This window comes from Amycolatopsis roodepoortensis, from assembly GCF_024628825.1.
GTDB lineage: Bacteria > Actinomycetota > Actinomycetes > Mycobacteriales > Pseudonocardiaceae > Amycolatopsis > Amycolatopsis roodepoortensis.
In genome coordinates, this window is record NZ_CP102415.1 from 4,342,350 (window position 1) to 4,367,996 (window position 25,647).

At 70.1% G+C, this 25,647-nt stretch carries 24 protein-coding genes; 5 read left to right on the top strand and 19 right to left on the bottom strand.

Translation table 11 applies throughout. The annotated features are described in order from the left end of the window. Positions 1-438: 438 nt before the first annotated feature. From NQK81_RS20390 to NQK81_RS20420, 7 genes are all read right to left on the bottom strand, one after another. Entirely contained in the window at positions 439-1,971 is a 1,533-nt protein-coding gene (locus NQK81_RS20390; protein WP_034310603.1) for a bifunctional uroporphyrinogen-III C-methyltransferase/uroporphyrinogen-III synthase, read from the bottom strand. A 60-nt stretch (positions 1,972-2,031) separates the two neighbouring features. Then, entirely contained in the window at positions 2,032-2,979 is a 948-nt protein-coding gene (gene hemC, locus NQK81_RS20395; protein ID WP_192747713.1) for a hydroxymethylbilane synthase, read from the bottom strand. Between the two features lie 85 nt (positions 2,980-3,064). Next, the gene (locus tag NQK81_RS20400) at positions 3,065-4,462 is read right to left on the bottom strand and encodes a glutamyl-tRNA reductase (protein WP_257489372.1); all 1,398 of its coding nucleotides are present in this window, start codon (positions 4,460-4,462) and stop codon (positions 3,065-3,067) included. Between the two features lies 1 nt (position 4,463). Beyond that, positions 4,464-5,291, bottom strand: coding sequence for a redox-sensing transcriptional repressor Rex (locus NQK81_RS20405; protein WP_371878877.1), 828 nt, complete (start codon positions 5,289-5,291; stop codon positions 4,464-4,466). A gap of 253 nt (positions 5,292-5,544) precedes the next feature. Further along, positions 5,545-7,080, bottom strand: coding sequence for a molybdopterin-dependent oxidoreductase (locus tag NQK81_RS20410; protein ID WP_257489373.1), 1,536 nt, complete (start codon positions 7,078-7,080; stop codon positions 5,545-5,547). Between the two features lie 57 nt (positions 7,081-7,137). Then, on the bottom strand, positions 7,138-7,374 hold the full coding sequence (locus tag NQK81_RS20415) for a glutaredoxin family protein (protein WP_257489374.1): 237 nt from the start codon (positions 7,372-7,374) through the stop codon (positions 7,138-7,140). 11 nt (positions 7,375-7,385) lie between these two features. Further along, positions 7,386-8,870, bottom strand: coding sequence for an AMP-binding protein (locus tag NQK81_RS20420; RefSeq protein ID WP_257489375.1), 1,485 nt, complete (start codon positions 8,868-8,870; stop codon positions 7,386-7,388). 293 nt (positions 8,871-9,163) lie between these two features. On the opposite strand from NQK81_RS20420, the gene NQK81_RS20425 reads away from it, so the two are divergent. The 3 genes from NQK81_RS20425 to NQK81_RS20435 all read left to right on the top strand — a co-directional run bounded on the left by NQK81_RS20425 (position 9,164) and on the right by NQK81_RS20435 (position 12,059). Continuing rightward, on the top strand, positions 9,164-9,862 hold the full coding sequence (locus NQK81_RS20425) for a sigma-70 family RNA polymerase sigma factor (protein ID WP_126733218.1): 699 nt from the start codon (positions 9,164-9,166) through the stop codon (positions 9,860-9,862). Between the two features lie 109 nt (positions 9,863-9,971). Beyond that, positions 9,972-11,060, top strand: coding sequence for a DUF5667 domain-containing protein (locus NQK81_RS20430; RefSeq protein ID WP_257489376.1), 1,089 nt, complete (start codon positions 9,972-9,974; stop codon positions 11,058-11,060). A 96-nt stretch (positions 11,061-11,156) separates the two neighbouring features. Next, on the top strand, positions 11,157-12,059 hold the full coding sequence (locus NQK81_RS20435; RefSeq protein ID WP_192747707.1) for an HAD family hydrolase: 903 nt from the start codon (positions 11,157-11,159) through the stop codon (positions 12,057-12,059). A gap of 256 nt (positions 12,060-12,315) precedes the next feature. On the opposite strand, the gene NQK81_RS20440 is transcribed toward NQK81_RS20435, so the two are convergent. The 11 genes from NQK81_RS20440 to NQK81_RS20490 all read right to left on the bottom strand — a co-directional run bounded on the left by NQK81_RS20440 (position 12,316) and on the right by NQK81_RS20490 (position 22,735). Next, complete coding sequence (locus tag NQK81_RS20440; protein ID WP_192747706.1) at positions 12,316-13,407, bottom strand: lysophospholipid acyltransferase family protein; 1,092 nt, start codon at positions 13,405-13,407, stop codon at positions 12,316-12,318. Next, positions 13,404-14,453, bottom strand: coding sequence for an NAD-dependent epimerase/dehydratase family protein (locus tag NQK81_RS20445; RefSeq protein WP_192747705.1), 1,050 nt, complete (start codon positions 14,451-14,453; stop codon positions 13,404-13,406). Before NQK81_RS20445 ends, NQK81_RS20440 begins: the two co-directional genes overlap by 4 nt. A 285-nt stretch (positions 14,454-14,738) precedes the next feature. After that, entirely contained in the window at positions 14,739-14,840 is a 102-nt protein-coding gene (locus NQK81_RS20450; protein ID WP_007030867.1) for a 30S ribosomal protein bS22, read from the bottom strand. A gap of 145 nt (positions 14,841-14,985) precedes the next feature. Continuing rightward, positions 14,986-15,201: a helix-turn-helix domain-containing protein gene (locus NQK81_RS20455; RefSeq protein WP_016330918.1), complete on the bottom strand. Its 216-nt coding sequence runs from the start codon at positions 15,199-15,201 to the stop codon at positions 14,986-14,988. A gap of 193 nt (positions 15,202-15,394) precedes the next feature. After that, complete coding sequence (gene proC, locus NQK81_RS20460; RefSeq protein ID WP_257489377.1) at positions 15,395-16,210, bottom strand: pyrroline-5-carboxylate reductase; 816 nt, start codon at positions 16,208-16,210, stop codon at positions 15,395-15,397. 24 nt (positions 16,211-16,234) lie between these two features. Further along, positions 16,235-17,065: a thioesterase family protein gene (locus NQK81_RS20465; protein WP_257489378.1), complete on the bottom strand. Its 831-nt coding sequence runs from the start codon at positions 17,063-17,065 to the stop codon at positions 16,235-16,237. Positions 17,066-17,206: 141 nt separating this feature from the next. Further along, positions 17,207-18,004: a sugar phosphate isomerase/epimerase family protein gene (locus NQK81_RS20470; protein WP_257489379.1), complete on the bottom strand. Its 798-nt coding sequence runs from the start codon at positions 18,002-18,004 to the stop codon at positions 17,207-17,209. Between the two features lie 22 nt (positions 18,005-18,026). Further along, positions 18,027-19,595: an Rv0497 family membrane protein gene (locus tag NQK81_RS20475; protein ID WP_257489380.1), complete on the bottom strand. Its 1,569-nt coding sequence runs from the start codon at positions 19,593-19,595 to the stop codon at positions 18,027-18,029. 105 nt (positions 19,596-19,700) lie between these two features. Beyond that, positions 19,701-20,690 (bottom strand): Ppx/GppA family phosphatase, encoded by a 990-nt coding sequence (locus tag NQK81_RS20480; RefSeq protein ID WP_126733210.1) that lies wholly within the window; start codon positions 20,688-20,690, stop codon positions 19,701-19,703. Positions 20,691-20,816: 126 nt separating this feature from the next. Continuing rightward, the gene (locus NQK81_RS20485; protein WP_034310560.1) at positions 20,817-21,506 is read right to left on the bottom strand and encodes a response regulator; all 690 of its coding nucleotides are present in this window, start codon (positions 21,504-21,506) and stop codon (positions 20,817-20,819) included. Then, entirely contained in the window at positions 21,503-22,735 is a 1,233-nt protein-coding gene (locus NQK81_RS20490) for a sensor histidine kinase (protein WP_257489381.1), read from the bottom strand. Before NQK81_RS20490 ends, NQK81_RS20485 begins: the two co-directional genes overlap by 4 nt. A gap of 271 nt (positions 22,736-23,006) precedes the next feature. Here NQK81_RS20490 and NQK81_RS20495 point away from each other — a divergent pair, with 271 nt between their 5' ends. Beyond that, a complete protein-coding gene (locus tag NQK81_RS20495) occupies positions 23,007-23,654 on the top strand; it encodes a response regulator transcription factor (protein WP_126733209.1) in 648 nt (215 codons plus the stop codon). Next, on the top strand, positions 23,651-24,568 hold the full coding sequence (locus NQK81_RS20500) for a hypothetical protein (protein ID WP_257489382.1): 918 nt from the start codon (positions 23,651-23,653) through the stop codon (positions 24,566-24,568). The genes NQK81_RS20495 and NQK81_RS20500 overlap by 4 nt, the downstream gene beginning before the upstream one ends. 69 nt (positions 24,569-24,637) lie before the next feature. Here NQK81_RS20500 and NQK81_RS20505 read toward each other — a convergent pair whose 3' ends face one another. Then, positions 24,638-25,387 (bottom strand): phosphoglyceromutase, encoded by a 750-nt coding sequence (locus tag NQK81_RS20505; protein ID WP_034310552.1) that lies wholly within the window; start codon positions 25,385-25,387, stop codon positions 24,638-24,640. Positions 25,388-25,647: the final 260 nt, after the last annotated feature.

Genomic DNA, 25,647 nt, shown 5'->3' on the forward strand with positions numbered 1-25,647 from the left:
GAGGGGTGTGTGGAAATAGGGACACTCAACACACCCTCAACAGAACCAAGCGGGTCGCACTGGTCGACAACCCGGCGTCGATCCATCTCACCCCGTCATCGACGACGATCTGGAGCTTCCTGCCCACCGGGGACTCGGTGAACCACACGGTGAGGGCGGCGACGGGAGAACTGTCGGACACCTTGGACCGCGCAACCGGCCGGAGTGCAGACCTCGAAGGGGGTGGCGGCGCCCGCCGTACCCGGAAATCCGAGGCCACGGCACCCATGGCGGCGACGGCGAGAACGAGAGATTTCATGATCACTCCCCGGCGACTGCCGGAATCACCGACGCTATGACCGGCCACTACCCACGCGGCGAAGTTTCCCTAAGTACGTGAAGGCCCCCTTCACTGCGTCTAGCGCAGTGAAGGGGGCCTTCACGTACTTCAAGCGACCGTCAGGAGCGGCGGGCCCGCTTCGCCTTGCGCGGCGGCGGAAGCGCGCCTTCGGCACGGAGCCGGGCGGCGTGCTCGGCGAGCGCGTCGACCAGGTGCGGGACGTCGGCCTTCTCGGGCTGGACGTCGACCCGCAGCCCGAACTCCACGGCGGTCTCCGCGGTCTTCGGGCCGATGCACGCGACCAGCGTGCGAGTGTGCGGCTTGCCGGCGATGCCGACGAGGTTCCGCACGGTCGAGGACGAGGTGAAGCAGACCGCGTCGAAACCGCCGGTCTTGATCATCTCGCGGGTCTCGGCGGGCGGCGGGGCGGCCCGGACGGTGCGGTACGCGGTCACGTCGTCGATCTCCCAGCCGCGTTCGCGCAGGCCTGCCGAAAGGGTCTCGGTGGCGATGTCCGCCCGCGGCAGCAGCACGCGGTCGACCGGGTCGAGGACGTCGTCGTACGGCGGGAACTCGGCGAGGAGGCCCTCCGAGGACTGCTCGCCCTCCGGGATCAGCTCCGGGATGATGCCGAAGGAGCGCACCTTCGCGGCGGTCGATTCGCCGACGCAGGCGATCTTCACGCCCGAGAAGGCACGGGCGTCGAGGCCGAACTCCTCGAACTTCTCCCACACCGCGCGGACGGCGTTGGTCGAGGTGAAGACGATCCACTGGTAGCGGCCGTCGACGAGACCCTTGACCGAACGCTCCATCTGCGCGGGGCTGCGCGGCGGCTCGACCGAGATGGTCGGGACCTCGTGCGAGGTGGCGCCGTGGCCGCGAAGCCGCTCCGCCATCTCACCGGCCTGCTCCTTGGTGCGCGGCACCAGGACCTTCCAGCCGTACAGCGCGCGCGACTCCCACCACGACAGCTTCGAGCGCTGGCCGACGGCCTGGCCGATGGTCACGATGAGCGGGCCGACGAGCTCGCCCGCCTCGTTCGCGACGGTGGCCAGCGTGGTGTCCAGGGTGCGCTGGGTGTTGATGGTGCCGTTGGACGTCACCGCGACCGGGGTGGTCGGCGCCAGCCCGTGCTCGGTCAGCGCGGACGCGGCCTCGGCCAGGTGCGCCGACGTCGCGTGCAGCACGATCGGGCCGGGGGTGGCGGCCAGTGCGGCCCATTCGACGTCGCCGCGGACGTCGACCTCGGTGTGCGTGCCACCGAGAGCGACACCGGCATACGCCGGGACGGCCGCGCCGGGCGAGACGCCCGGGATGATGTCGAACACGGCGCTGGTCCGGGAAACGGCCTGCACCTCGGCGACGACGGCGGGCTGGGTCAGCGGGTCACCGGCGATGAGCCGGAGCACCAGCCGTCCGGCCTTGGCCTCGTTCACCAGGTCCTTGGCGACCTCGGTGGCCTCGCCGACGGCGGGGCGCACTTCGGCACCTTCGGCGGCGAAGGCCAGGACACCGGCAGGGACGTCCGGATCGGTCACCACGACCTCGGCCTTGGCGAGCAGCTCCTGAGCGCGGACGGTCAGCAGACCGGCGTCACCGGGGCCCGAGCCCACGAAGGCGACACGCCCGGTGGTCTTACGCGCGGGGGTCATCTGTGCGTTCTCCTCTTGAGCGGCCGCAGTCGAGCGCGGCCCTACCTTCAACGTTCTGACTCACTGGGCGGGGCCGGACAGCGCGCCGGCCCCCAGGTCGAGCAGCTCGGCGGCCAGTGTCCGGCCGAGCTGATCGGCTTCGTTCTTGTCGGCGAGCGCGGAAGCGCGCACCATGTCGACCGCGTCCCCGTCCCCTTCGACGGCGGCGGTGCCCCGCAACGAGATCCGCTCGACGACCCGCCCTTCGGCGTCCAGGTCCTCGACGATCTCCGCCAGCGCTCCGACCGGTGCGCTGCACCCGGCTTCCAGCGCCGCGAGCAACGCCCGTTCGGCGGTCGCCACGGCACGGGTGCCTTCATCGTCCACTGTGGACCCGAGCAGGTGCTCGATGTCCACGTCACCGGTCCGGCACTCCACCGCCAGCGCGCCCTGTGCGGGCGCGGGCAGCATCTGGATCGGGTCGAGGGTCTCGGTGATCTCCTCCGCCCGGCCGATCCTGGCCAGTCCGGCACGCGCCAGGACGACGGCGTCCAGCTCTCCGTCGCTCACCTTGCGCATGCGGGTGTCGATATTGCCTCGGATCGGCACGATTTCCAAACCGAGACCGAGCGCGCGCAACTGCGCGGTCCGCCGCGGCGAGCCGGTGCCGACGGTCGAACCGGGCGGAAGCTCGCCCAGCGTCAGCCCGTCACGGGCGATCAGCGCGTCGCGCGGGTCCTCGCGGGGCGGCACGGCGGCGAGCGTGATGCCCGGCTCCGGCTTCGTCGGCAGGTCCTTGTACGAGTGCACGATGACGTCCACTTCCTCGCGCAGCAGGGCTTCGCGCAGCGCGGAAGTGAAGACGCCGACCCCGATCGTCGGGATCGGCGCGGACGATTTGTCGCCAGGGGTCGTCACGGTGACGAGCTCGACCTCGGCCCCGGTGGCGCGCAGGGCGTCGGCGACGGTGCCGGTCTGCGCGAGGGCGAGTTTGCTGCCGCGCGTCCCGATGCGGATGACTCTGCTCACTGATGATCACTGTCCTTTTTCGCGGTGCGGCGCGCGACCGCGATCGCGCCGCCAGGGCGCCCGTGCACTTGGAACTCGCTTGTCATTACTCGGCGCCCCGCCGTCGCGATGGCGGGGCCTCCGCCCGGAGCGCGCGCGACGGGTCGTTTCCCGAGGCCGGGATCGGGCCGCGCTCACCGCCGGCACCCTTCGGCGCGGTGGGACTCGCCACCGCGGCGGGCGCCTGCGGGTCGAGACAGAAGAGCTCGCGCAGCGCGTTGGCGTAATCGGTGTCGGCCGTCTCGGCGGCCAGCTGCTTGACCCGCACCGTCGGCGCGTGGAGCAGCTTGTCGACCACGCGGCGGACCGTGCGGCCGACCTCCTCGCGGACCCCGGGTTCGAGATCCGGCAGGCGGTTGTCCAGCCGCAGCAGCTCGGCGTCGACCACCTCGGCCGCCCGGCGCCGCAGCGCCGTCACCGTCGGGGTGACCTCGGCGCTGCGCTGGCCTGCGAGGTACTCGCGCACCTCGTCGAGCACGATGCCGGTGGCCTTCGCGGTCTGCCGTTCGGTGGTCGGGGTGCCCGCTTCCCGCATGCGGCGCTGGATGGTCTCGAGATCGACCACGGTGACGTCGGCCAGCTCGGCGACGTCGTGGTCGACGTCGCGCGGGAGGCCGAGGTCGCAGACGACCAGCGGGCGTCCGGCGCGAGCCGGGACGTGCGCGGCGGTGAAGACCGCGGCCTGCGCGCCGGTGCAGCAGACGACGACGTCCGCCTCGGCGACCGCGTCCGCGATGCCGCTCATCTGGACGGCCTTGGCGGGCACGCCCTGCTCGACGCTCGCGGCGGCGAGGCGGGCGGCCCTCGCCTCGGTGCGGTTGGCGATGGTGATCTCGCCGATCCCGGATTTCCGCAGCTGGGACGCGGTCAACGCGCCCATCGACCCGGCGCCGACGATCAGCGCGCGCTTGCCGGCGATGTCGCCCGCGGCGGCCAGCGCCTCGGAGACCACCGACGCGCCCAGCTGGTCGAGGCCGGTCTCGGTGTGGACGCGTTTGCCGACGCGCAGCGTGGTCTGGATCAGCTCGTGCAGCGTGCGGCCGACGGTGCCCGCCTCACGCGCGGTGGCGTACGAGGACCGGATCTGGCCGAGGATCTGCGTCTCGCCGACGACCATCGAGTCCAGCCCCGAGGTGACCGAGAACAGGTGCTCGATCGCGGCGCCCGCGTAGTGCACGTACAGCGAGTCGTAAAGGTCCGCGGGCTGCATCCCGGCCTGGCGGGCCAGCACGTCGGAGACGTCGTTCAGACCGCCGTGGAAGGTCTCGACAACGGCGTAGACCTCGATGCGGTTGCAGGTCGAGACGAGGATCGCCTCGCTGACGTGCTCGGCCTGCTGCAGTTCGTGGAGCACCTTGGTCACGTCGGTCGCGGGGACCGCGACACGTTCCAGGGTGCTCAGCTCGGCACTGCGGTGCGAGAGCCCGACCGCCAACACGCTCATTTCAGCGCACCACCATTCCGTTGCCGTGGCCGTTCACGCTGCCATTGTCGGCGCCCCCGGGGCCACCGTCTCCTCCGCCGTTGCCGTTAGCGGCCAGATCGGCGCGGCGAGCGACGTGGAACGACAGGATCTGCAGCTCGACCGCGAGATCGACCTTGCGCACCTCGATATGTGCCGGAACCTGCAGCACCACCGGGGCGAAATTCAGGATGCACTGCACGCCACCTGCGACGAGCCGGTCGCAGACGGACTGCGCGGCGGTGGGCGGAGTGGCGATGACGCCGATGGAGATCTGCCGTTCGGCGCATACTTTGGGGATCTCGTCGAGATGCGAGACCGGGAGGCCGCCGACCGGGACGCCGACCAGATCGGGGTCGAGGTCGAACAGCGCCTCGACCGGGAACCCGCGGCCGGGGAACCCGCCGTAGTTGGCCAGCGCGTGCCCGAGGTTACCGATACCGACCACGGCGACCTTGTGCTTGCGGGTCAGGCCGAGGATCCGCTCGATCTGGCTGACCAGGACCTGGACGTCGTAGCCGACGCCGCGGGTGCCGTAGGAGCCGAGGTAGGACAGGTCCTTGCGCAGCTTCGCGGAGTTGACGCCCGCGGCCTGCGAAAGCTCCTCGCTGGAGATCGTCGTCGCGCCCTGCTCGGCCAGCCCGGAGAGGACACGGAGGTACACGGCGAGGCGGGCGACGGCGGCTTCGGGGATCGACTTCGCGCGGACCGCTTCGGGTTCGGCGGTGGCCTCGACGGCCGGCATCTCCGCGGTGGGCGCGTTGTCGGCGTCCGGTGTCACCCGGGTGCGCCGGCCTCGTTGCGACACCACGCTTGTCCGCTCCCTCTGGTCCCTGCTGACGACATGAATCGCCCGAACCTGGAAATCGGCTCTTGACCCGCGGCGCTGAGTCCGGTTCGATGCCGGGCGCTTTCGGAGGCGACGTATCTACGGTAGCCACTTGTGAACGCAGGCACAAAGTCACAGGTAGAGGGGATGACGCACCCCACACTGCCCACTCGGTCGTGAGTGGCGATTCGGGTTCTAACCCGAATCGCCACTCACGACCACGGTGACCGAGGCCTCAGCGCGCGTTGACCGACACCGTGTGCCAGCCGGTGGCGCCGTCGGGCACGGTTCCGGCCCGCTCCGGTGTCTGCGTGTAGCCCGACTGGTCCGTCGCCCGGACGGCGATCTCGTGCTGACCAGGGGCGACCTGGACTTCGGTCCACCACATCCGCCAGGTGTCCTTCGACGTCTCCGCCGACAGGACGGCTTCCTGCCACGGCCCCTGATCGACCCGGACCTCGACCTTCGCGACGCCGGTGTGCTGCGCCCACGCGGTCCCGGAAACCACGACCTTGCCCGCGTTCACCGCCGAGCCGGGCGCGTCGATCCGCGACTGCGTCTTCACCGGCGCCTCCCTGGCCCAGCCGCGGCCGAGCCAGTACGCCTGGCGCTCCTCCCAGGTGGTGATCTCCAGTTCGGTGACCCATTTGGTGGCGGACACGTAGCCGTAGAGCCCGGGGATCACGATCCGCGCGGGGAAGCCGTGCTCGATCGGGAGCGGTTCGCCGTCCATGCCGAGGGCGAGCATCGCGCCGCGACGCGGGTCCAGGGCGGCTTCGACCGGGGTACCGCAGGTCCAGCCGTCGACGCTGGTCGCGAACATCTGCTCGGCGCCCGGTTTCACGCCCGCTTCGTTCAGCAGGTCGCGCAGGTCGATGCCGATCCAGCGGGCGTTGGAGATGTACGGGCCGCCGACCTCGTTGGACACGCAGCACAGGGTGACGTCGCGTTCGATCAGCGGCCGCGAGCGCAGATCTTCATACCGATAGGTGACCTCGCGGTCGACCATCCCGCGGATCTGCAGGCTCCAGTCCTCGGTGCGGACCTGCGGGACCACCAGCGCCGTGTCGATCCGATAGAAATCCTTCGAAGGAGTGAGGTACGGCGGGGTGCCGAGCTTCGCGAAGTCCGCGTCGGGCGGGATCGGCGGCGCGGTCTTCGCCGCGACGAGCCTGCCGACGGCGGCCCGCGACTCCTCGGCGTTCTTCCTGGTCCCGACGATCTGGCCGGTCAGCGCGGCGACACCGGCCCCCGCCGCGACGGAGGCCCCGGTGATCAGCACCTTCCGCCGGTCCGGACCCTCGCCTTCGCGGTCGTCGAAGAACACCTTCGGGCGGAAGAACGAATGCAGCCGGGTGAACACGACGAGCGCGACGACGGTGGCGATCACCGGCGCCAGCAGCGCGATCTGCCCGAGGTCGGTGCGCACGAAGACGGCGGCCACGCCCGCCGCGCCGAGCAAGCCGACGATCACCTGGCCCGGCAGCGGATTGCGGCGCGAGAGCTGTCCGGCGAGCAGCGCGAACAGCACCAGCACGACGGCGAGGCCGATCTTGAGGACGAACTTGTCCCACGTTTCCAGCGTCTGCTCGGCCCACGCGACCACCGCGTGCGGGCTGTGGTCGATGACGAAGTTCGCGACGGCGACGAACGGCGAGGCAGTGTATCCCACGAAACCCGCGACGAGATGCCCCACGCCGAGAGCGGCCGCCAGCGACAGAAGGCCGGTCAGCGCGGCTTGGGAAGAGGTGAGCCTGCGTTCGTCGTCCACGACTCCATCTTCGGAGCGAACGGGCCTTCAGGTCGCCCGATCGCCCTTACGAGTGTGTTACGCCAGCGCCTTCCGGAGCCTGTCCTCTTCGACACGCCAGTAGCCGTGCTCGGCGTCGTCGACGAGGATCACCGGCACGCGGTCGCCGTATTCGGCCCGCCATTCGGGGTCGCTGTCGACGTCCTGCGCCGACCAGGCGACGCCCAGCTCGCCGCAGATCCGCTCGATGTCCTGTTCCGCGACCTCGCACAGGTGGCAACCCGTGCGGGTCATGACGGTCACGTGGTGCACCATGCGTTCAATCTTTACCTGAGGCGCATTCTGCGCAGCTTCCCGGTGGCCGAATGCGGCAGGGACTCCGCGAACTCGACGGTGTGCGGCACCTTGTACCCCGCCAAATGCTCCGCGCAGTGCTCGACGACCTGCTGCTCCGACAGCGAAGCCCCGGGCGCGGGGACGACCACGGCCTTCACCGCTTCGCCGGTCCGCTCGTCGACGACGCCGACGACGCCCGCCTCGACGACCTCGTCCAGCATCGAGATCACGTTCTCGACCTCGTGCGGGAAGACGTTGAAACCGTTGACGATGATCAGGTCGTTGGCGCGGTCCACCAGGTGCAGGTCGCCGTCGGTGTCGAGGTAGCCGACGTCGCCGGTGCGGAACCAGCCGTCCTCGTCGGGACCGTGCGAGCCGTCGGGCCAGTAACCGGAGAACAGGTTCGCGCCGCGGATCGACACCAGGCCGGTGCCGCCGTCCTCGTCGAAGGCGTCGCCGAGATCGTCCGGGTCCAGCGGGACGGGTTCGGCGTCGCCGTCGCTGTCGACCAGCCGGAGCTCGACGCCGGGCAGCGGCCGCCCGACCGAACCCGGCTTCGGGTAGCCGGTGACCAGCGTCGTGGTGACCACCGGCGCGCATTCCGTGAGGCCGTAGCCCTCGTAGACATCGAGGCCGGTGGCGCCGCGGAGCGCGGTGAGGATCTTGGGGTGCAGCGGCGCCGCACCCGAGGTCATCCGCCGGACGGTGGACAGGCCCCGGCCGAGTTCTTCCGGGTCCATCGCGGCGAATTCGGCGTACATCGCGGGCACGCCGGCGATCGACGTGACCCGGTACTCGGCGCAGTCGGCCAGCGTGCGCTCGGCGAGGAACCGTTCGGACAGGATCGCCGTCGCGCCGACCGCCGTGGTCTGCAGGAGACCGGGACCGAGGCCGTAGACGTGGAACAACGGGATGGTGATGAGCACGCGGTCGCCGTGCACGAGCGGTGTGGGGACGATCCGGCTCAGCTGGTCGAGGTTCGCCAGCAGCGCCCGATGCGACAGCATCACGCCGCGCGGCGGGCCGGTCGTGCCGGAGGTGTACGAGATGACCGCTATGTCCTCGCCCGCGCCGGACGCGTCGACCGGTTCGACTGCTCCATCAGAGGTAACCGGCGGTGAGAGGCTTGTCACTCCATCGGGGAGATCCTCGGTGACTTCGCGTTCGAGGACGAGCCGTGCGCCGCTGTGCTCCAGCAGCCCCTTCAGCTCCGCCGCCGGGCCTTGCGGCGAGATCGGCACGACCACCGCGCCCGCCCGGAGCGCCCCGAACAGCGAGACGGCGAACGCGGCCGACGTCGGCAGCCGCAGCGCCACCCGGTCGCCGCGCTCGATTCCCGCGTCGAGCAGGGCGCGGGCCAGCGCGTGGGCGGCGTTGTCGAGCTCCGACCAGGTCAGCGCGACCCCGCCGCCGGTCTCCTGGACGGCCGCCTTGCCAGGCCACTGACGGGCGGCCTCGGCGAGCAAGGTGGGCACGCTTCCTTCGGCAACCTGCTCCGCGCTCAACTGCGAACCTCTTCCCTCGGTGAAACGGCGTTGTCAGTTTGTCATCTCGGCCACCGTCATGGGTGTCACTCGCTTTCGTCGCAGTTCCGTAACCCCGGCACCGCTACCTACTTCGCGGTAACTACACGTATGCTGCTGGGCGTCGTCGAGTGGTGTTGATCACTCGATGGTGAGAAAGGGAGTCCGGACGTGCAGATCTTGCAGGCCCACGCGGCGGTGGGACATGCGGGCCGGTCATCCCTGTCCGGAACGGGAGGTGGACCGTGACTCTTCCCGCGCCGAACCCCGTCTCGATGCTGGCGGGCCACATCCTCCGCCGCAGCGGGTTCCCCGCGGCGCCCGCGGCCCGGCCCAAGGCGGAAGAAGGCTCAGACGCCGCCGAAGCCGCGAAAGCCGAAGCGTGGGAGCTGGTCAGCGCCGCGCAGGGCGGCGACACCTCCGCCTTCGGGCGGCTCTACGACCGCTACGTAGACGTCGTCTACCGCTACGTCCTGTTCCGCCTCGGCGACCGGGACCTCGCCGAGGACGTCACCAGCGAGACGTTCCTCCGCGCGCTTCGCCGCATCACGTCGGTGAGCTACCAGGGGCGTGACGTCGGCGCCTGGTTCGTCACGATCGCGCGCAACATCATCCTCGACCACGTGAAGTCGAGCCGGTTCCGCCTCGAAGTGGTCACCGACGAGGTCGCCGAGCCCAACGGCGCGCCGATCGGGAACGTCGGCGTGCAGGCGGTCGCGGGTCCCGAACAGCAGGCCATCAGCCGCGCCACCCGGGCCGAACTGCTGCGTTGCGTCGCCGAACTCGGCGAGGATCAGCGCGAGTGCATCGTGCTGCGGTTCATGCAGGGGCTTTCGGTCGCCGAGACCGCGGCGATCATGAAGCGCAACGAAGGAGCCATCAAGGCCCTTCAGCACCGCGCGGTACGCCGTTTGGCACAACTTCTGCCCACCGGATTGCGTTAAAGTCCCATATTTGTCCCTCACCGGGCCTTGCCGTAACCCTTGGGCGTCCCCGCTCGTTTTCTCAGCCAGACCGGTGTCAGGACCGGGCTGAGCAGATGGAGACTTCGCCGTGGGCGTGCCGGGATGGTTCGCGCGGGAGCGGGCGGACGGTGACCGCTTCGCCGATCTTGTCGACGGCACCGCGTCCCCGGAGGACGACGAGTTCGCGCTCGAACTCGCGCTCGTCGGCGGCTTGCGTGAACTGGGCGCCGGCGGCGCTCCCGACGCGGAGACACGGCAACGCATCCGTGACGAGATCGCCGGACGGCTCGCTGAGGCCGAAGCCGCGCCGAAGCGCCGCGGTCACGTTGTCGCCAACCTCGCCGCGGCCGCCGTCGCGCTCGTGCTGGCCCTGGGCGGCATCACCCTGCTGCTGTCCAAGGACGCGCTGCCGGGCGATCCGCTGTACGGCATCAAACGAGCGGGTGAATCGGCCGCGCTCGGGCTCACCTTCGACGAGCAGGACAAGGCCAAGAAGCATCTGGAGTTCGCCGCGAACCGCGTCGGCGAGCTCGACGAGCTGACCCGACAGGGCGCGCCCACCGACGCCTACTTCACCGGCCTCACCGATTTCGAGACGGATCTGCGCGCCGGTGTCTCGCGGCTGACCGCGCTCGTCACCGATCAGGGTGGCCAGACCCGGCTCGCCGAACTCCGCACCTGGGCGCGGAACCAGTCCGACCGGCTCGGTCTCCAGGTCGAGCACGCGCCCGCCGAGGCGCGCGACAAGTTCTCCGCTGCCCGTGCCCTGCTCGACAAGGTCCAGGAACGCACGACGGATCTCGGCTCGCGGCTGGTCTGCTACACGATCACCACGGGCTCTTCCGACGAACTGGGCGCGGTCCCGGCCGCCGGTGACTGCGTCCGCGACCCCGATTCCCCTCACGCGGTCCTGCCGCCGGTGACGTCTTCCCCGCCGTCGTCGGCACCGACCGGGTCGCCGGCGCCGGTGTCCTCCGCGCCGCCGTCGTCCGCCGTGGACACCGCGGCCCCGACCGGACCGATCGCGCCGCCGACCGGAGGCACGCCGCCGCCCGTGGTACCCGTCCCCGGCCCCACGAACCTGCCGCCGCTGCCGACGACCCCCACCACGCCGAAGCCGCCGCTCATTTCGATTCCGCCGCTGATTCCGGGATTACCGCCGATAACCATCGGCTGACTCGGTGTCACGTGAGGCAGGCACCACACCCGGGACAGCGTGCTCGGCCGCTCGCTACGCTGTGCACAGGCACCTGGGATTCCGGAGGCGGTGTGCGTGTCAGTTTGGCGGGGCAAGGATAAGAGTCAAGAGCTCGAACGACTGGCCGAGCTGGCGGGCGAGGCGTCGGCCGAGGCCGCCATGGCGACCGCGTCCGCCGAAGCACTCGAACCGCCCGCGCCGCCCGCACCGCCGGACCTGACCGCGGCCGCGTTCTTCGACGTCGACAACACCATGATGATGGGCGCGTCGATCTTCTACTTCGCCCGCGGCCTGGCCGCGCGCAAGTTCTTCACCTCCGCCGATCTGGCCGGATTCGTCTGGCAGCAGGTGAAATTCCGGCTCGGCGGCCGGGAGAACAAAGAGGACATCAAGACCCACCGCGAGCGCGCACTGTCCTTTGTGGCCGGCCGCACCGTGCAGGAACTGACCGACATCAGCGAAGAGATCTACGACGAGCTGATGGCGGACAAGATCTGGTCCGGCACCAGGGCGCTCGCGCAGATGCACCTCGACGCCGGCCAGCGCGTCTGGCTCGTCACCGCCACCCCGATCGAGCTCGCCGCCATCATCTCGCGGCGCCTCGGCCTCACCGGCGCGCTGGGCACCGTCGCGGAGACCAAGGACGGCGTCTACACCGGCCGTCTCGTCGGCGATCTGCTGCACGGCCGGGCGAAGGCCCACGCCGTCCGGGCGCTGGCGTCACGCGAAGGGCTGAATCTCAAGCGCTGCACGGCGTATTCGGACTCGCAGAACGACGTCCCGATGCTGTCGGTCGTCGGGACCGCGGTCGCGGTGAACCCGGACGGCGGCCTTCGCGACGTCGCACGCGCGCGCGGCTGGGAGATCCGCGACTTCCGGACCGGGCGCAAGGCGGCGAAGATCGGCGTGCCCTCGGTGCTCGGCGTCGGTGCCGTGGCCGGCGCCGTCGCGGCCGGGATGGCGTACCGGAAGCGCTGAACCCACGCATTCAGTCCTCTGGATGCGGGTCCAGGCCTTCGACGACGTTGCGAAAGCCACTTTCGCAACGTTGAAGGTTGCGAAAGTGGCTTTCGCAACCCGCCACCTTGCCCAACGCGAAGCGCCGACCCGGCACTCGCGTGCTCAAGACCGAAACTCGCGTGTCTGAAGCCGTCATTCGCGTGATTGGGGCCGTAACTCGTGAGTTACGGCCCCAATCACGCGAGTTACGGGTCTGATCACGAGTGACGCGGTTCTAGCCCTTGAAGACGCTCTTCCGCTGCGAAAGGCGTTTGTACAGCGACTGCTGGATCGACTCCCGCACCTGGTCGGTCAGCGTGAAGACCAGCATCGGGTCGTCGACGGCGTCCGCGTCGTAGGTGTCCGTGCGGATCGGCTCCCCGAACTCGATGCTCCACTTCGTCGGCAGCGGGATCGCGCCGAGCGGGCCGAGCAGCGGGAAGAACGGCGTCACCGGGAAGTACGGCAGGCCGAGCACGCGCGCGAGGAGCTTGATGTCCCCGATCTTCGGGTAGATCTCCTCGGCGCCGATGACCGACACGGGGATGATCGGCACGCCCGTCCGCAGTGCGGCCGAAACGAAACCACCGCGGCCGAACCGCTGCAGTTTGTACCGCGACGAGAACGGTTTCCCGATCCCCTTGAACCCTTCCGGCCAGACGCCGACGAGTTCTCCCTTGCGCAGCAAGCGTTCCGCGTCGGCGTTGCAGGCGAGGGTCTGCCCGGACTTACGGGCGAAGGAGCCCACCAGCGGCACCTGGAACACCAGATCCGCGCCGAGGCCGCGCAGATGCCTGCCGCCGGGAACGTGGTCGTGCACGGCGACGGCGGTCATCAGCGCGTCGAGCGGCAACGTGCCGGAGTGATTCGACACCAGCAGCGCGCCGCCGTCGGCGGGCAGGTTCTCGACGCCGAAGGTGTCGACGCGGAACCACTTCTCGTACAGCGCGCGCAGCGGCGGCAACAGCAGGGTCTCGGTGAGCTCGGCGTCGAAGCCGAACTCGTCGACGGTGTAGTCACCGGTCAACCGGTCACGCAGGAAGCCCAGCGCCGTCCTGAGTGAGGCCGGGAGGAGATCCGCGTCGGCCGGACGGGTCCTGGCCGGCGCGACGCGCGCCGCCCCGGGGAAGTCGACGACGGGCGCGTCCGCCCGGCGCTCCCGCTCCAGATGTTCTTGCGCTTCTTCCGACTCGCGAAGATCCCGTTCCGCCTGGACGGCCGGGTCCGGCTTCTCTCTGCCGGGGCCGTGCAACGGGATGACCTGCGCTTCAGCGCCGCTCACGTTTTCCGCCTCGCCTTCGTGAGAGTTCTCGTGCGGTCTGCTCATCGGTGGGTCGCCTGTCCGGTCGCCGCGGCCACCAGCACCTTGCCCGCGAAACCGGCCAGCCTGCCGCCGTCCACCACGGGCCGGAGCCCGCGGCCGGTGATGTAGTCGTCGAACGCTTCCCGCGTCGTCCAGCGCGGGGTGTAGCCGAAGTCCTGCTTGAGCTTCGTGATGTCCACGACGCGGCCGAAGTTCAGCAGCCGCACCTGGTCGGCGGAGAAGTCGACGACCCTCGCTCCGCGCAGCACCTTGCCGACCGACGGCACGACGCCACTGGGCATCGGCAGTCCGACGCGGCCCGCTCGCCGGATCGCCTGGGAAAGGGTGAGCACCCCCTCCGAACCGACGTTGAACACGCCGGGTTTGTCGTTCAGCGTCGCCTGCTCGAACACGGACAGCGCGTCCGAAGCGTGCAGCAGCTGGATCCGCGCGTCGTAGCCGAAGACGGTAGGGACGACCGGCAGCGCGAAGTAGCGCGAGAGCACGGTGTCGATCTCCGGGCTGATGATGTTGGCGAAGCGGAACAGGGTCGTCGTGATGTCGGGGCGACGGCGCAAGAGCCCGCGGACGTATCCCTCCATCTCGACGGCGTCCTTCACGTAGCCGCTGGTCGAGGTGGGGATGAGTTCGGAATCCTCGGTGAAGACGGCCTGGGAGCGCGCTCCGGCGCCGTACACCGCGGCCGTCGACTTCACCACGAGCTTGCGCACGAGCGGCGAGCGCTGGCAGGCCGCCAGCAGCCGCATCGTGCCGATGACGTTGACCTCTTTGATCGCCGTGCGGCGAGCGGGGCCCGCCGGATGCGCGGTGCAGGACGCGTGCACCACGGTGTCGACCTTGGCCGTGCTGATCACCTTGGCGATCAGCGGGTTGCGGATGTCGGCACGGACGTACTCGGCGTGCCCCATCCGCTGCAGGACGGCCTTGCGAGGGGGCGTGGTGTCCACGCCGATCACCCGCTCGAACTCCGGATTGTTGCCGAGTCTGGCGAGCAGCTTCCCGCCAAGGTCTCCCCCGACCCCGGTCACGAGCACGATGTTCGACGGCATAGGACTCCCTGCGGGCTTGGGCGGTTCTCGGACTTCGATCACGGGGTCCTGATGACCTTGAGCGCTGGTCCATCGACCGTGTGTGCGCGAACCTGCACTCATTGGAAGCATCGCGCGGCTGCCCTTGAGATGTTACCGCTCATTAGGGGTAGTCGAGCCAGCGCTTACATGCTATTAACCAGCCGCTCGCAGAGGGGATGCACGTCTCACTCGAATGGGCGGAAACCGCCCACGAAATGGGAATGGCCCGTCCAGAAACTGGACGGGCCACTCACCGGCTGTGTCTTACTTGCCGGCCTTCCTACGCTGAACGCGCGTCCGGCGCAGCAACTTGCGGTGCTTCTTCTTCGACATGCGCTTACGGCGCTTCTTGATCACAGAGCCCATCGTGAGCGCTCCTTCCTTCGTCGTCGGTCACGCTGCCCGGCGCAGCGTCCAACGGGTGGAGCGCACAGGCACGAGCGGTCTTCCAGGGTACTCGCGCCCCGGAAGACGCCCTCGGGCGGGCACGTCGTACTCCGCGAAACGGGCCTCAGCCCACGTCGAAGTACGCGCCCTGCAGATATTCGTGAACGGCCTTTTCGGGCACTCTGAACGACTTCCCGACGCGCACCGCGGGCAACTCGCCCGAGTGAACGAGGCGGTAGACGGTCATCTTGGAGACCCGCATCAGCGTGGCCACCTCGGCGACCGTCAGGAACTGGACCTGGCCCACTGAAGGCAGGTCATCCTTCTTGTTCGGCGGCATGATTCACCGTGTCCTTCGACACGTGTCGCGCCACGAGGCTTCCCCACCTGTGGTATCGACACGCACGTGCTCTCCTGAGAGTAGCGGGACACGTGTGGCTAAAGCGACGCGAGTCACCGAGATGGGCCCGTACGACTACGCATTTCGTCCTCTGGATGCGGTAGTCAGACGGCGAACTACCGCATCCAGAGGACTAACTGCGGGGTTCGTGGGCGGCTCCCAGCTCGGTCGAGCGGTCCTTCGCGGCCTCGATGGCGGCCAGCAGCGCCGCGCGGACGCCGTGCTTCTCCAGCTCGCGGATGGCGTTGATGGTCGTCCCGGCGGGCGAGGTGACGGCTTCGCGCAGCAGCACCGGGTGCTCGTCGGATTCGGCGAGCATCTTCGCCGCCCCGACCGCCGACTGGATGATCAGCTGCCCGGCGAGCGCGCGCGGCAGGCCGAGCAGGATGCCGGCGTCGATCATGGCCTCGACCAGGTAGAAGAAGTACGCGGGCCCGGAACCGGACAGCGCCGTGACGGCGTCCTGCTGCGACTCGGGCACCTCGACGACCTGCCCGACGTGCGACAGCAGGTCCTTCACCACCGCGATGTGCTCGGCGGTCGCGTGCGCCCCCGCGGAGACCGCGCTCATCGCCTCTCCGACGAGCATCGGGGTGTTCGGCATGACCCGCACCACCGGGACGCCCTCGGCCAGCCTGCGCTCGTACAGGGCGGTCGGCAGGCCCGCGCACAGCGAGACCACGAGTGACTCCTTGCCGAGCAGCGGCGCGAGCTCGTCCAGCACCGGTTCGATGTCCTGCGGTTTGACCGCGACGACCAGCACGTCGGCCCGGCGGGCGGCGTCGGCGACGGTGACCCCGTGCACGCCGTAGCGCTCGGTCAGCTCGGCCGCGCGCGCCGGATACCGCTCGGTGAACAGCAGGTCGGCGGGGCTGTGCCCGCCGTGCAGCAGGCCCGAGAGCAGGGCCTCCCCGATCTTCCCGGCACCCAGAACCGCGATCACACTCATGTCATTCAGCGTGCCAAACCGCCGTCAGCCGCCAGGCGCCGGGGCAAGTGCCAGCTGCCGCGCCTGGCAGACGAGCCTGCCCTGCGAGTCGACCACGAGCGCGTCCGAGTCGAACCACGCCTCGTGCACCGACTGGCTCTGCACGATCACCCGCAGCCAGCCCGGCGCCGGACGCGTGCGCAGCAACGCGGTCAGCTGCACGGTCGGCGCCCAGCCGACCCGCCCGAGGTTGTAGACCACCGGCGGGTTCACGTCGCTCGCGAGCAGGGCGAAGAACGGATCCGCGAGCCCGTGCCTCGGCCGGACCCACAGCCGGATCCTCGGCGGGTCCCCGATCCGGCCGTGCAGGTAGCCGACGCTCGCGGGATCGAGCCGGACCTCGCAGCCCTTCGCGAGGTTGAACAGGCCTTCGGAGGTCTCACCGGTCATGGGTACCGCGCCGGGTGGCGGCTCCGCGGGCATGGTGGGGACGTCGGTCCACTCCGGACGCCGCATCGGCAGCCGCCCGGTGGTCACCCTGGCCTCGACGCAACTGCGGCCCCGCTGCTCCAGCGTGACCGCGACGACCGAGGCGCGCCTTCCGACCTTCCGGACGTCCATGCGCAGCAGCACCGGCCCCACCGCCGGCGGATGCAGGAACTCCGCGCTGATCGCCAGCGGCTCGGACGGCGGCTCGCCGCGCTCGTGGAGGAAGGTGAGAGCGGCCCGCGCCATCAGGGCCATCAGGAAGCCGCCGTGGGGGTGTCCACCGATCGACCATTCGGTTCGCAGGACCGCCGTGAAAGTGCCGTCACCCAGCGATCTCGTCGCGCACGCCGCGTCGAAGGAGGTGCTCGTTTCGTCGGCCGCGCTCACCGAGCACTGACCCAGGCCACGAGCCGATCCATCGGGGTGCGGGAGATCAACAAGCGCAGCTGGTTCACGGTCGGAACTTTACGTGTACCAGCGCCTCGGGCGCAGTGAGGAATGAATCTCCGCACCCGGAGACGATCTTTGTCACTGACCGAGGTGAAGCCTCGCGAACAGGAGTGACTCCGCGAGATCCCGCGACCGCCGCGCCGCGCTCGGCGAGCGCCGGGTGTTGATCTCCAGCACGACCTGTCCGGAGAAGTCGCTGTTCACGAGCTTTTCGAGCAGTTCGGCGCAGGGTTCGATGCCGCGTCCGGGCACCAGGTGCTCGTCCTTTGGCAGGCCCGTGCCGTCGGCCAGATGGACGTGCGCGAGCCCGGACCCCATCCGTTCGGCGAGCGCGAGGGCGTCCATCCCGGCTGCCGCTGTATGGGACAGGTCGAGCGTGTAGTGGCGAAACCCTACGTCCGTAGGGTCGATCGAGGGCCGGAACGCCGACACGCGGGACGTCCGAGAGCCGCCGGGCGGGCGGACCTTGAACATGTTCTCGACCGCGATCTCGATCCCGCTCGCCTCTTCGAGCTCGTCTACGAGGTCACCGAACGCGTCACCGTAGCGGCGCTGCCACCGGAACGGCGGATGCACCACGACCGTGCGCGCGCCGAGCTCCTGCGCCGCATCCACGGACATCCGCAGGCGGACCTCGGGATCCGGCGACCACACGCGCTGGGTGATCAGCAGCGAGGGCGAGTGGATCGACAGCACCGGCACACCGGTGCGGCGCGACCAGCGGCGCAGCGCGGAGATGTCCTGGCTGACCGGGTCCGCCCAGACCATCACCTCGACACCGTCGTAGCCGAGGTCGGCGGCCAGCTCGAACGCCGTGCCCGCCCGCAACGGCCAGACGGACGCCGTCGAGAGACCTACCGGAATCTGCGGAACCATTCCGGCATCCTTCCCGAGGCCGCTAACGCGCGACCAGCAGGAGTGCGGCCGGTGAGACCGTCACCACCAGTCCGACCAGTACCGCGAGCACCAGGGTCTGGAGATCCTCCGCCTTTCGGATCTTCCGGACGATCCACACCAGCGCGACGATCACCAGCAGCGCGGCGACCAGCGCGGCGGCGGGGATGTTCACCCACAGCCAGTTGAAGCCCAGCCAGACCCCGGCGCCGCCGACGACGCCGAGGGCGAGCTGACCGGCCAGCGCCAGCCACTGCTTGCCCGGCGAGACCTTCTCGGCGGGCGCCGCGGGCTCGTCCTCGACGACATCGTCGACGCTGTCGTCGTAGTCGTCCTCGTAGTCGTCGGCGCGGTAGCCGTAGTCGTCGCGGCCGAAGTCCGGGCCGCCGTCCGGGTACGCCGGGTCGGCGAACTCGCGCTCGTACTCGTCGAGGTTGTCCTGCCGGTCGCGGTCGTCGAGCGAATGCGGCGGCACGAAGGGCATCGGCGCGGGATGCCCCATGGTCGGGGGGCCCGCGTCGAACGGGTCCGGCTCGGGGTCGGCGTCCGGCTCGACGGGCGCGACCGGGGGCGGCACCGGCGGGATCCCGCCGACCTCGGTGTCCTCGGACTGCACCTTCTGCCTGCGCTTGCGCCATCCGGCGAGGCCGGCGGGCGGTGCCGGCGGTTCCACCGGTGCGGGTGCCTCGGGTTCGGCCGGAGTCTCGTCGCCGACCGCGGCGAACTGTTCGGTGTTCGGCTCGGCCTTCGGCTGAGGCGGGCGCGCCGCGGGACGGCGGCGCCGCGCCGGCTGGGCGGGCGGCGTCGCGAACGCGCCGCTGGCCATCGGGCCCGGCTGGTCCTGCACGTCTTCGGCCGGGGCATCAGGGCCACCGAGGGCGCCGTCGAGCCTCGCCGACAGCCCGGACGACGGAGGTCCGGCGGGCGGCTCGGGGCGGCGGCGGACCGGCGGCACCGCGCCGCGGGTCTCCTCCGGACGGGGACGGCCACGCGGCGGCAGCCCCTCGGAGTCCGGCGGACGCTGCTGGTAGCCAGACTGTTCCTGCGGCGGCGTCGGCCGCGCGAACTGACCCGATTGCTGAGGCGGACGCTGCTGGTAACCGCTCTGCTCCTGCGGCGGCGTCGGCCGCGCGAACTGACCCGACTGCTGCGGCGGACGCTGTTGATAGCCGCTCTGCTCCTGCGGCGGGCGCACCGGCGGCGTCTGCCGGGTCGGGGTGGACGCGACGTCCGGCGGCACCGGCAGCGGCGCGGAGTCCTGCGGCGGAAGCGGACGCGGACCGGAGTCCTGCTGCGGCTGCGGGAGCGGACGCGGTGCGGAGTCCTGCGGCCGCGAGCGGCGCGGCGGACGGTTGAGCGGCGGCGGGGTGTCGCCGGACACCCTGTCGATGATCGCCTGGGGCGCGGTGTCGCTCGGGGACGGCGCGCGCCGTCCGCGGGCGGGCTCGGGAGCCTCGTCGTCGTCGGCCGCGCGGCGTCGCCTGCGGCGCCCGCCCTCGGGCTGGGCTCCGTGCTGCGCGAGCAGCTCCGCCACGGTCTTCTGTGGCTGGCCGCTCTCTGTCTCGTCCGTCATACCGTGCAGTCCAATGCGCGCTCCGGCCGTTGCGAACCGGCACGCGACGGGGCATGGGCGGCGTCGCGCGCGCTATCCACCGTCATCCGCATTTCCGTCACCTCTTCACCGTGCCCGTTCTCCGTCGACTAAGTCCAGTCGGGCGCTGCCGCCCACAGTCTCGTCCGCACCGTTCGAATGGTCCAGCCGTCGAAGGATGACACCTTCTCGCAGCGCCCACGGACAGATCTCCAGTTCTTCCAGGGAAAGCGCCCGCATGGTGGCTTGTGCGACGAGCGCGCCCGCCACCAGCTGATGCGCCCTGCTCGCGCTGACCCCCTCGAGTTGTGCCAGGTCATGGGCGGTCATCCGGGAGATGAACGCGATGAGCTGGCGCAACGCGGTGTCGGTCAGGGTACGGCGCACATGCGGCCCGCTGGCCGACGGCGCCGCTCCGGTCAGCCGGGCGAGCGACCGGAACGTCTTCGACGTCGCCACGACACGATCGGGTTCACCCAATTTGGCGACCTTCTTCGCGAGCGGGGCGAGTTGTTCTTCGAGCCACGCCGAAGTCGCGATCAGCTCCGACCGGGTGGGCGGGTCGTGCTGGAACCGCGTCCTGGTGGTCCGGCCCGCGCCCAAGGGCAGCGATTCGGCCAGATCCGGCTCCTCGTCGCGGCCCATCGCGACCTCCAGCGAGCCGCCGCCGATGTCGAGGACCAGCAGTTTTCCCGCCGACCAGCCGAACCAGCGGCGGACGGCGAGGAAGGTGAGCCGGGATTCGTCGATCCCGGAAAGCACCCGGAGTTCGACGCCGGTCTGTTCCTGGACCTTCGCCAGCACCTTCGGGGCGTTCTTGGCTTCGCGGACCGCGGAAGTGGCGAACGCCATGACCTCTTCGCAACCGAGGCGGGCCGCGGCCGCCTTCGCCGATTCGACCGCGCGCACGAGGCTGTCCGCGCCCGCGCGGCTCAGGTCGCCGTTGCGGGTGATCTGCTCGGCGAGGCGGAGGACGGCCTTTTCGGAATGCATCGGGGTCGGGTGGGCGCCACGGTGGGCGTCGACCACGAGCAGGTGGACGGTGTTGGAACCGACGTCGAGTACCCCTAGGCGCACGAGCGTCTACGGTACCCGCCCCCACGTCAGGTCACGAAACCGTAACCGTGATCTGTATCGCACGGCTCCGCGTGAAGGCCCCCTTCCCTCGGCTGAGCCGAGGGAAGGGGGCCTTCACGCGCTATCTCACGTCTCGAACTTGTAGCCGAGGCCACGCACCGTGACCAGGTGCCGGGGCGAACCCGGGTCCGGTTCGATCTTCGACCGCAGGCGCTTCACGTGGACGTCGAGCGTCTTGGTGTCGCCGACGTAGTCCGCGCCCCACACCCGGTCGATCAGCTGCCCGCGGGTGAGCACGCGGCCCACGTTGCGCAGCAGGTACTCGAGCAGGTCGAACTCCTTGAGCGGCAAGGAGACCTCCTGGCCGTCGACGGTCACCACGTGCCGCTCGACGTCCATCCGCACCGGCCCGGCGGCCAGCACCAGCGGCGCCAGATCGCCTTCGGAGCCCGGCTCACCGCCGCGGCGCAGCACCGCCCGCACCCGCGCGATGAGCTCGCGGGCCGAGTACGGCTTGGTGACGTAGTCATCGGCGCCGAGTTCCAGGCCGACGACCTTGTCGATCTCGCTGTCGCGCGCGGTCACCATGATCACCGGCACGGCGGAACGCTGCCTGAGCTGCTTGCAGACGTCGGTGCCGCTCATCCCGGGGAGCATGAGATCGAGCAGGACGATGTCGGCGCCGTTGCGGTCGAACTCCTCGAGTGCCTGCTGCCCCGTCACGGCGACGGCGGCGGTGAAGCCCTCTTTGCGGAGCAAGAACGCGAGCGGGTCGGCGAACGACTCTTCGTCCTCGACGATGAGAACCCTCGTCACAGGTTTCCTCCATGGTCGGGGCTTTCTTGCCCTGTTGCCACGAGACGGGGTGTCCGCTCGGGGGTCTTCTCCGGCCGGGACGCCGGCGGAGCCTGTTTCGCGGGCGCGGCCGGTTCGGCGGGGATGTGCGCGGGGATCCGCAGGGTGAAGGTCGACCCGGTGCCGGGGCGGCTCCACAGGCCGACCGAACCGCCGTGGTTGGCGGCCACGTGCTTGACGATCGCCAGCCCCAGCCCGGTGCCGCCGGTCGCCCGCGACCGTGCCTTGTCCGCGCGGTAGAACCGCTCGAAGACACGCTGCTGCTCGTCCTCGGCGATACCGATACCGCGGTCGGTCACCGCGATCTCGACCTTCCCGTCGACCAGCCGCCTGCTGATCGACACCGGGCTGCCCGGCTGCGAGTACGCGACGGCGTTCTCCAGCAGGTTCGACAGCGCGGTGACCATCAGCGTCCGGTCGCCCTCGATGAGGAGCCCGCTGGCCGCGTCGGTGGTGATGGTGATCTCGGCGGATTCCGCCGAAAGCGTCGTCCTGCCGAGCGCCTCGCGGACGACGGCGTCGACCTCGACGACGTTCAGGTCAGGCAGCCGCTCGGCGCCCTGGAGCCGCGACAGCGCGATCAGTTCGGTGACGAGCTGGCCGAGCCGCGTCGATTCGCGGAGGATCTTGCCGCCGAAGCGGCGGACCTCCTCGGTGTCCTCCGCGGCGTCGAGGACGGCCTCGGTGAGCAGCGCGATCGCGCCCACCGGCGTCTTCAGCTCGTGGCTGACGTTCGCGACGAAGTCCCGCCGGACGGCTTCGAGCCGGATCGCCTCGGAGTGGTCGACGGCCTCGACCACGGTGAATCCGTCGCCGAGCGGGCGGACCTCGCCGAGGACGGCCTCGGGCTGGCGCCCCCTCGCCTCCAGCGGGGAGAGGTCGATCTCCATCGGTTCGTCGGTCTCGACCACCTGCTCGGCGGCCTTGCGGGCCCGCGGATCGGCCTGGTTGACCTTCACCAGCCCGAGTTCGTAGGCACGCGGGTTGTGCAGGACCATGTCGCCGAACTTGTTGAGGACGACGACGCCGTTGTTGCTGGACCGCACGAGGCGTTCGAGCAGTTCGGCCACGGTGGGACCGGTCGGCCGCCGCTCCTCGCGGCGGGTGCGGCCCCTCGCGATCAGGAAGCCGAAAACCACACCGACGATCAGTCCGCCGATGGCCAGGGCGAGTGCAACAGGCGTGGTCACAGGGGAATCGTAAGCGTGCGGGTAGCCTTTTGGCCTAGTCCCGGCCGCGTACTCGTGATGCCTATGACACCTGGGGACACCCTGTTCGCCTGCAGGTCAGGCCTCGTTCACGTGGCCGAGACCTCCTGGGTGAGGCGGGTCACCCGAAACGGGGACATCGGTACCGTCCCGTGCCCGGATCCCGACTTTCGTCGTGACCTTCCGAACCCGCTCACCGGTGAATAGCGACGTTCCCGTCACGGGTGCCGGGGAATGTTGGAAGACTGTCGCCGTGGAACTCGTCAGTGACATCTCCCTGATTCGCGGAGAAGAAGAGCTGTTCGACCGGACGGCTCATCTGTTCGTCGCGGCGACCGACATCGCGTGCGCGGCCGACGACCTCTACACCTGGGCGCTTTCCCGGCCGTCGCTCACGCGGCAGGGCGAACGGCTGGTCCGCGACAAGCGGATCCGCAAGCTGTACCGCCCCGGCGTCCTGCTGAACGAGCAGACCGCGCGGCACCTGCACCATCTGTCCGAACTCGGCGCGCAGATCCGGATCGGCACCGAGGAGATCAACGAGACGATCCTGCTCGACGAGCGGGTCGCGATCATGGCGGGCGACGAGGGCAAGGCGGTGCGCTCGTACAGCGTCATCTCGCGCCCCGAGCTGGTGCAGGGCATCCTGTCGCTGTTCGAGACCGCCTGGCTGGCGTCCACCACCCTGGAGACGTTCGACGCGCGGTTCGCCGACATCCGGATGGAGGCACCGCAGATCCTCGAGTTCCTGACCACCGGCTGCAAGGACGAGAAGGCCGCGAAGAGTCTCGGCATGGGCGTGCGCACCTATCAGCGTCGTGTCTCGGAGCTGCTGGTCGCGCTCGGCGTGACGTCGCGGCTCCAGGTCGACGCGCGGGCGCGGGAACTCGGGCTGCTGTGAAACGCTGGACGGGGCTCGCCCTGCTGCTCGCGCTCGCTGGCTGCACCACCACGGTTTCCGGCACCGCCCAGCCCGAACCGGAAAGCCCGCCCGCGAACCTCGCGCTCGTCGATCCGGCGAAGACGGCGTCCGTGCTCACGGCGGTGAAGACGGCCGCGGAAGCGGTGTTCTCCTACGACAGCACGGCCGTGCCCGCCTACGAGAAGGCGCTCGCCGACAATCTGACGCCGAGCGCGCGCGAAGAGCTGGCGAAGCTGTTCGCCGAGGTCCGGAAGTCGGCCGAGCCGATCAAGCTCGTGACCAAGGTGATCGTCTCGGCGGCGGTCGAGGAGACGCCGGACAAGGCGCGGGTGCTGACCGTGCTCGACCAGAGCAGCTCCAGGGCCGGAGCCACCAGCAAGGGCATCGCGTCGGTGCTGCTCGCGGCCGTGCGCGAAGGCGACCGGTGGCGGATCGGCAAGGTCGAGGTGAACCCGTCCGTACCGCCGCCCGCGGCGGAGAAACCGGGCGCCGGCGACCGGGTGTTCGCGAGGACGCGGGATTCCGCCCGCGACGGCGCCCTCCGCGCCGCGGAGGCCCTGCTGAACGTGGACTCGGCCGACCCCGAAGGCACGTACGCCCGCTACGAGTCCGTGTCGACCGGGCAGCTGTTGACTCAGTTCCAGCAGGACAAGGCGGCGCGGCTGAACCAGATCCGGTCCAGCGGCACGAAGACGTCGCTGGCGCCGAACCCGGCGACCGCGGTCATGGAGGTCGTGGACGACAAGGCGAGCGTGCTGCTCTTCGCGACGACGGACGTCAAGGACGCGGCCGGGCAGACGACGAAGCGATACCTGCCGATCGTCCTGCGCCTCCAGCGGCTGCCCGAGGGCTGGAAGGCCGCGGGGGTCGAGTCGGTCCAGCCCCTCCCCTGACGCAATTCGTCCTCTGAATGCGGTGGTTCGAGAGCGAACTACCGCATCCAGAGGACGAAATGCGTGGGTCTAGCGGCCCTGGTTGGCGACGGCGGCCGCGGCCTCCTTGGCGGCCTCCGGGTCCAGGTAGGTCCCGCCGGCGGTGACCGGCTTGAGGTCCTCGGTGAGGTCGTAGCGCAGCGGGATGCCGGTCGGGATGTTGAGCCCGGCGATCGCGTCGTCGGAGATGCCGTCGAGGTGCTTCACCAGCGCGCGCAGCGAGTTGCCGTGCGCGGCGACCAGCACGGTCTTGCCCGCGCGCAGATCCGGCACGATCGCGGACTCCCAGTACGGCAGCAGGCGCGCGACGACGTCCTTGAGGCATTCGGTCAGCGGGGCGGCGTCACCGAGGTCGGCGTAGCGCGCGTCGCCGACCTGGCTGAACTCGTCGGCCGGGTCGATCGGGGGCGGCGGGGTGTCGTAGGAGCGGCGCCAGAGCATGAACTGCTCCTCGCCGAACTCGTCGAGGGTCTGCTTCTTGTTCTTGCCCTGCAGCGCGCCGTAGTGCCGCTCGTTGAGGCGCCAGTCGCGCTTCACCGGGATCCAGTGCCGGTCGGCGGCGTCGAGCGCCAGGTTGGCGGTCGAGATCGCCCGGCGCATCAGCGACGTGTGGACGACATCCGGCAGCAGACCGGACTCCGCGAGGAGCTGCCCGCCCTTGCGGGCCTCCTGCTCGCCCTGCTCGGACAGCGGCACGTCCACCCAGCCGGTGAACAGGTTTTCGGCGTTCCACGTGCTCTGCCCGTGACGCAGCAGCACCAGAGTCCCAAGCTCAGCCATGGGGTTCAGCCTGCCAGAGCGAGCGGAAGCGCCGGTCAGAGGGCCGCGCTTCGCTTTGTTTCTACGGAGAGTGCGTTACCCGCGAGTAACACCTTCACCCGTCCAGAAGACGGGCTGCCAACAAGTCCAGTTCCCCGGAAATCAGGCTGCACTCCGTTATCCCCGTTTTCCAAGTTCACTCGAACGGAGTAACCGGTAGTCTTGTGATTACAGGTGGAGATCTGACAGGTTGACTACGTCCCGCGCGGCCGGATTCCACG

Excerpts from the sequence above, each read along its gene's own strand:
- NQK81_RS20390 (WP_034310603.1), bottom strand. The coding sequence starts at position 1,971 with ATGACCCCCGCGCGTAAGACCACCGGGCGTGTCGCCTTCGTGGGCTCG.
- NQK81_RS20400 (WP_257489372.1), bottom strand. The coding sequence starts at position 4,462 with ATGAGCGTGTTGGCGGTCGGGCTCTCGCACCGCAGTGCCGAGCTGAGC.
- NQK81_RS20415 (WP_257489374.1), bottom strand. The coding sequence starts at position 7,374 with ATGGTGCACCACGTGACCGTCATGACCCGCACGGGTTGCCACCTGTGC.
- NQK81_RS20440 (WP_192747706.1), bottom strand. The coding sequence starts at position 13,407 with ATGAGCAGACCGCACGAGAACTCTCACGAAGGCGAGGCGGAAAACGTG.
- NQK81_RS20445 (WP_192747705.1), bottom strand. The coding sequence starts at position 14,453 with ATGCCGTCGAACATCGTGCTCGTGACCGGGGTCGGGGGAGACCTTGGC.
- NQK81_RS20450 (WP_007030867.1), bottom strand. The coding sequence starts at position 14,840 with ATGGGCTCTGTGATCAAGAAGCGCCGTAAGCGCATGTCGAAGAAGAAG.
- NQK81_RS20455 (WP_016330918.1), bottom strand. The coding sequence starts at position 15,201 with ATGCCGCCGAACAAGAAGGATGACCTGCCTTCAGTGGGCCAGGTCCAG.
- proC (WP_257489377.1), bottom strand. The coding sequence starts at position 16,210 with ATGAGTGTGATCGCGGTTCTGGGTGCCGGGAAGATCGGGGAGGCCCTG.
- NQK81_RS20470 (WP_257489379.1), bottom strand. The coding sequence starts at position 18,004 with ATGGTTCCGCAGATTCCGGTAGGTCTCTCGACGGCGTCCGTCTGGCCG.
- NQK81_RS20475 (WP_257489380.1), bottom strand. The coding sequence starts at position 19,595 with ATGACGGACGAGACAGAGAGCGGCCAGCCACAGAAGACCGTGGCGGAG.
- NQK81_RS20505 (WP_034310552.1), bottom strand. The coding sequence starts at position 25,387 with ATGGCTGAGCTTGGGACTCTGGTGCTGCTGCGTCACGGGCAGAGCACG.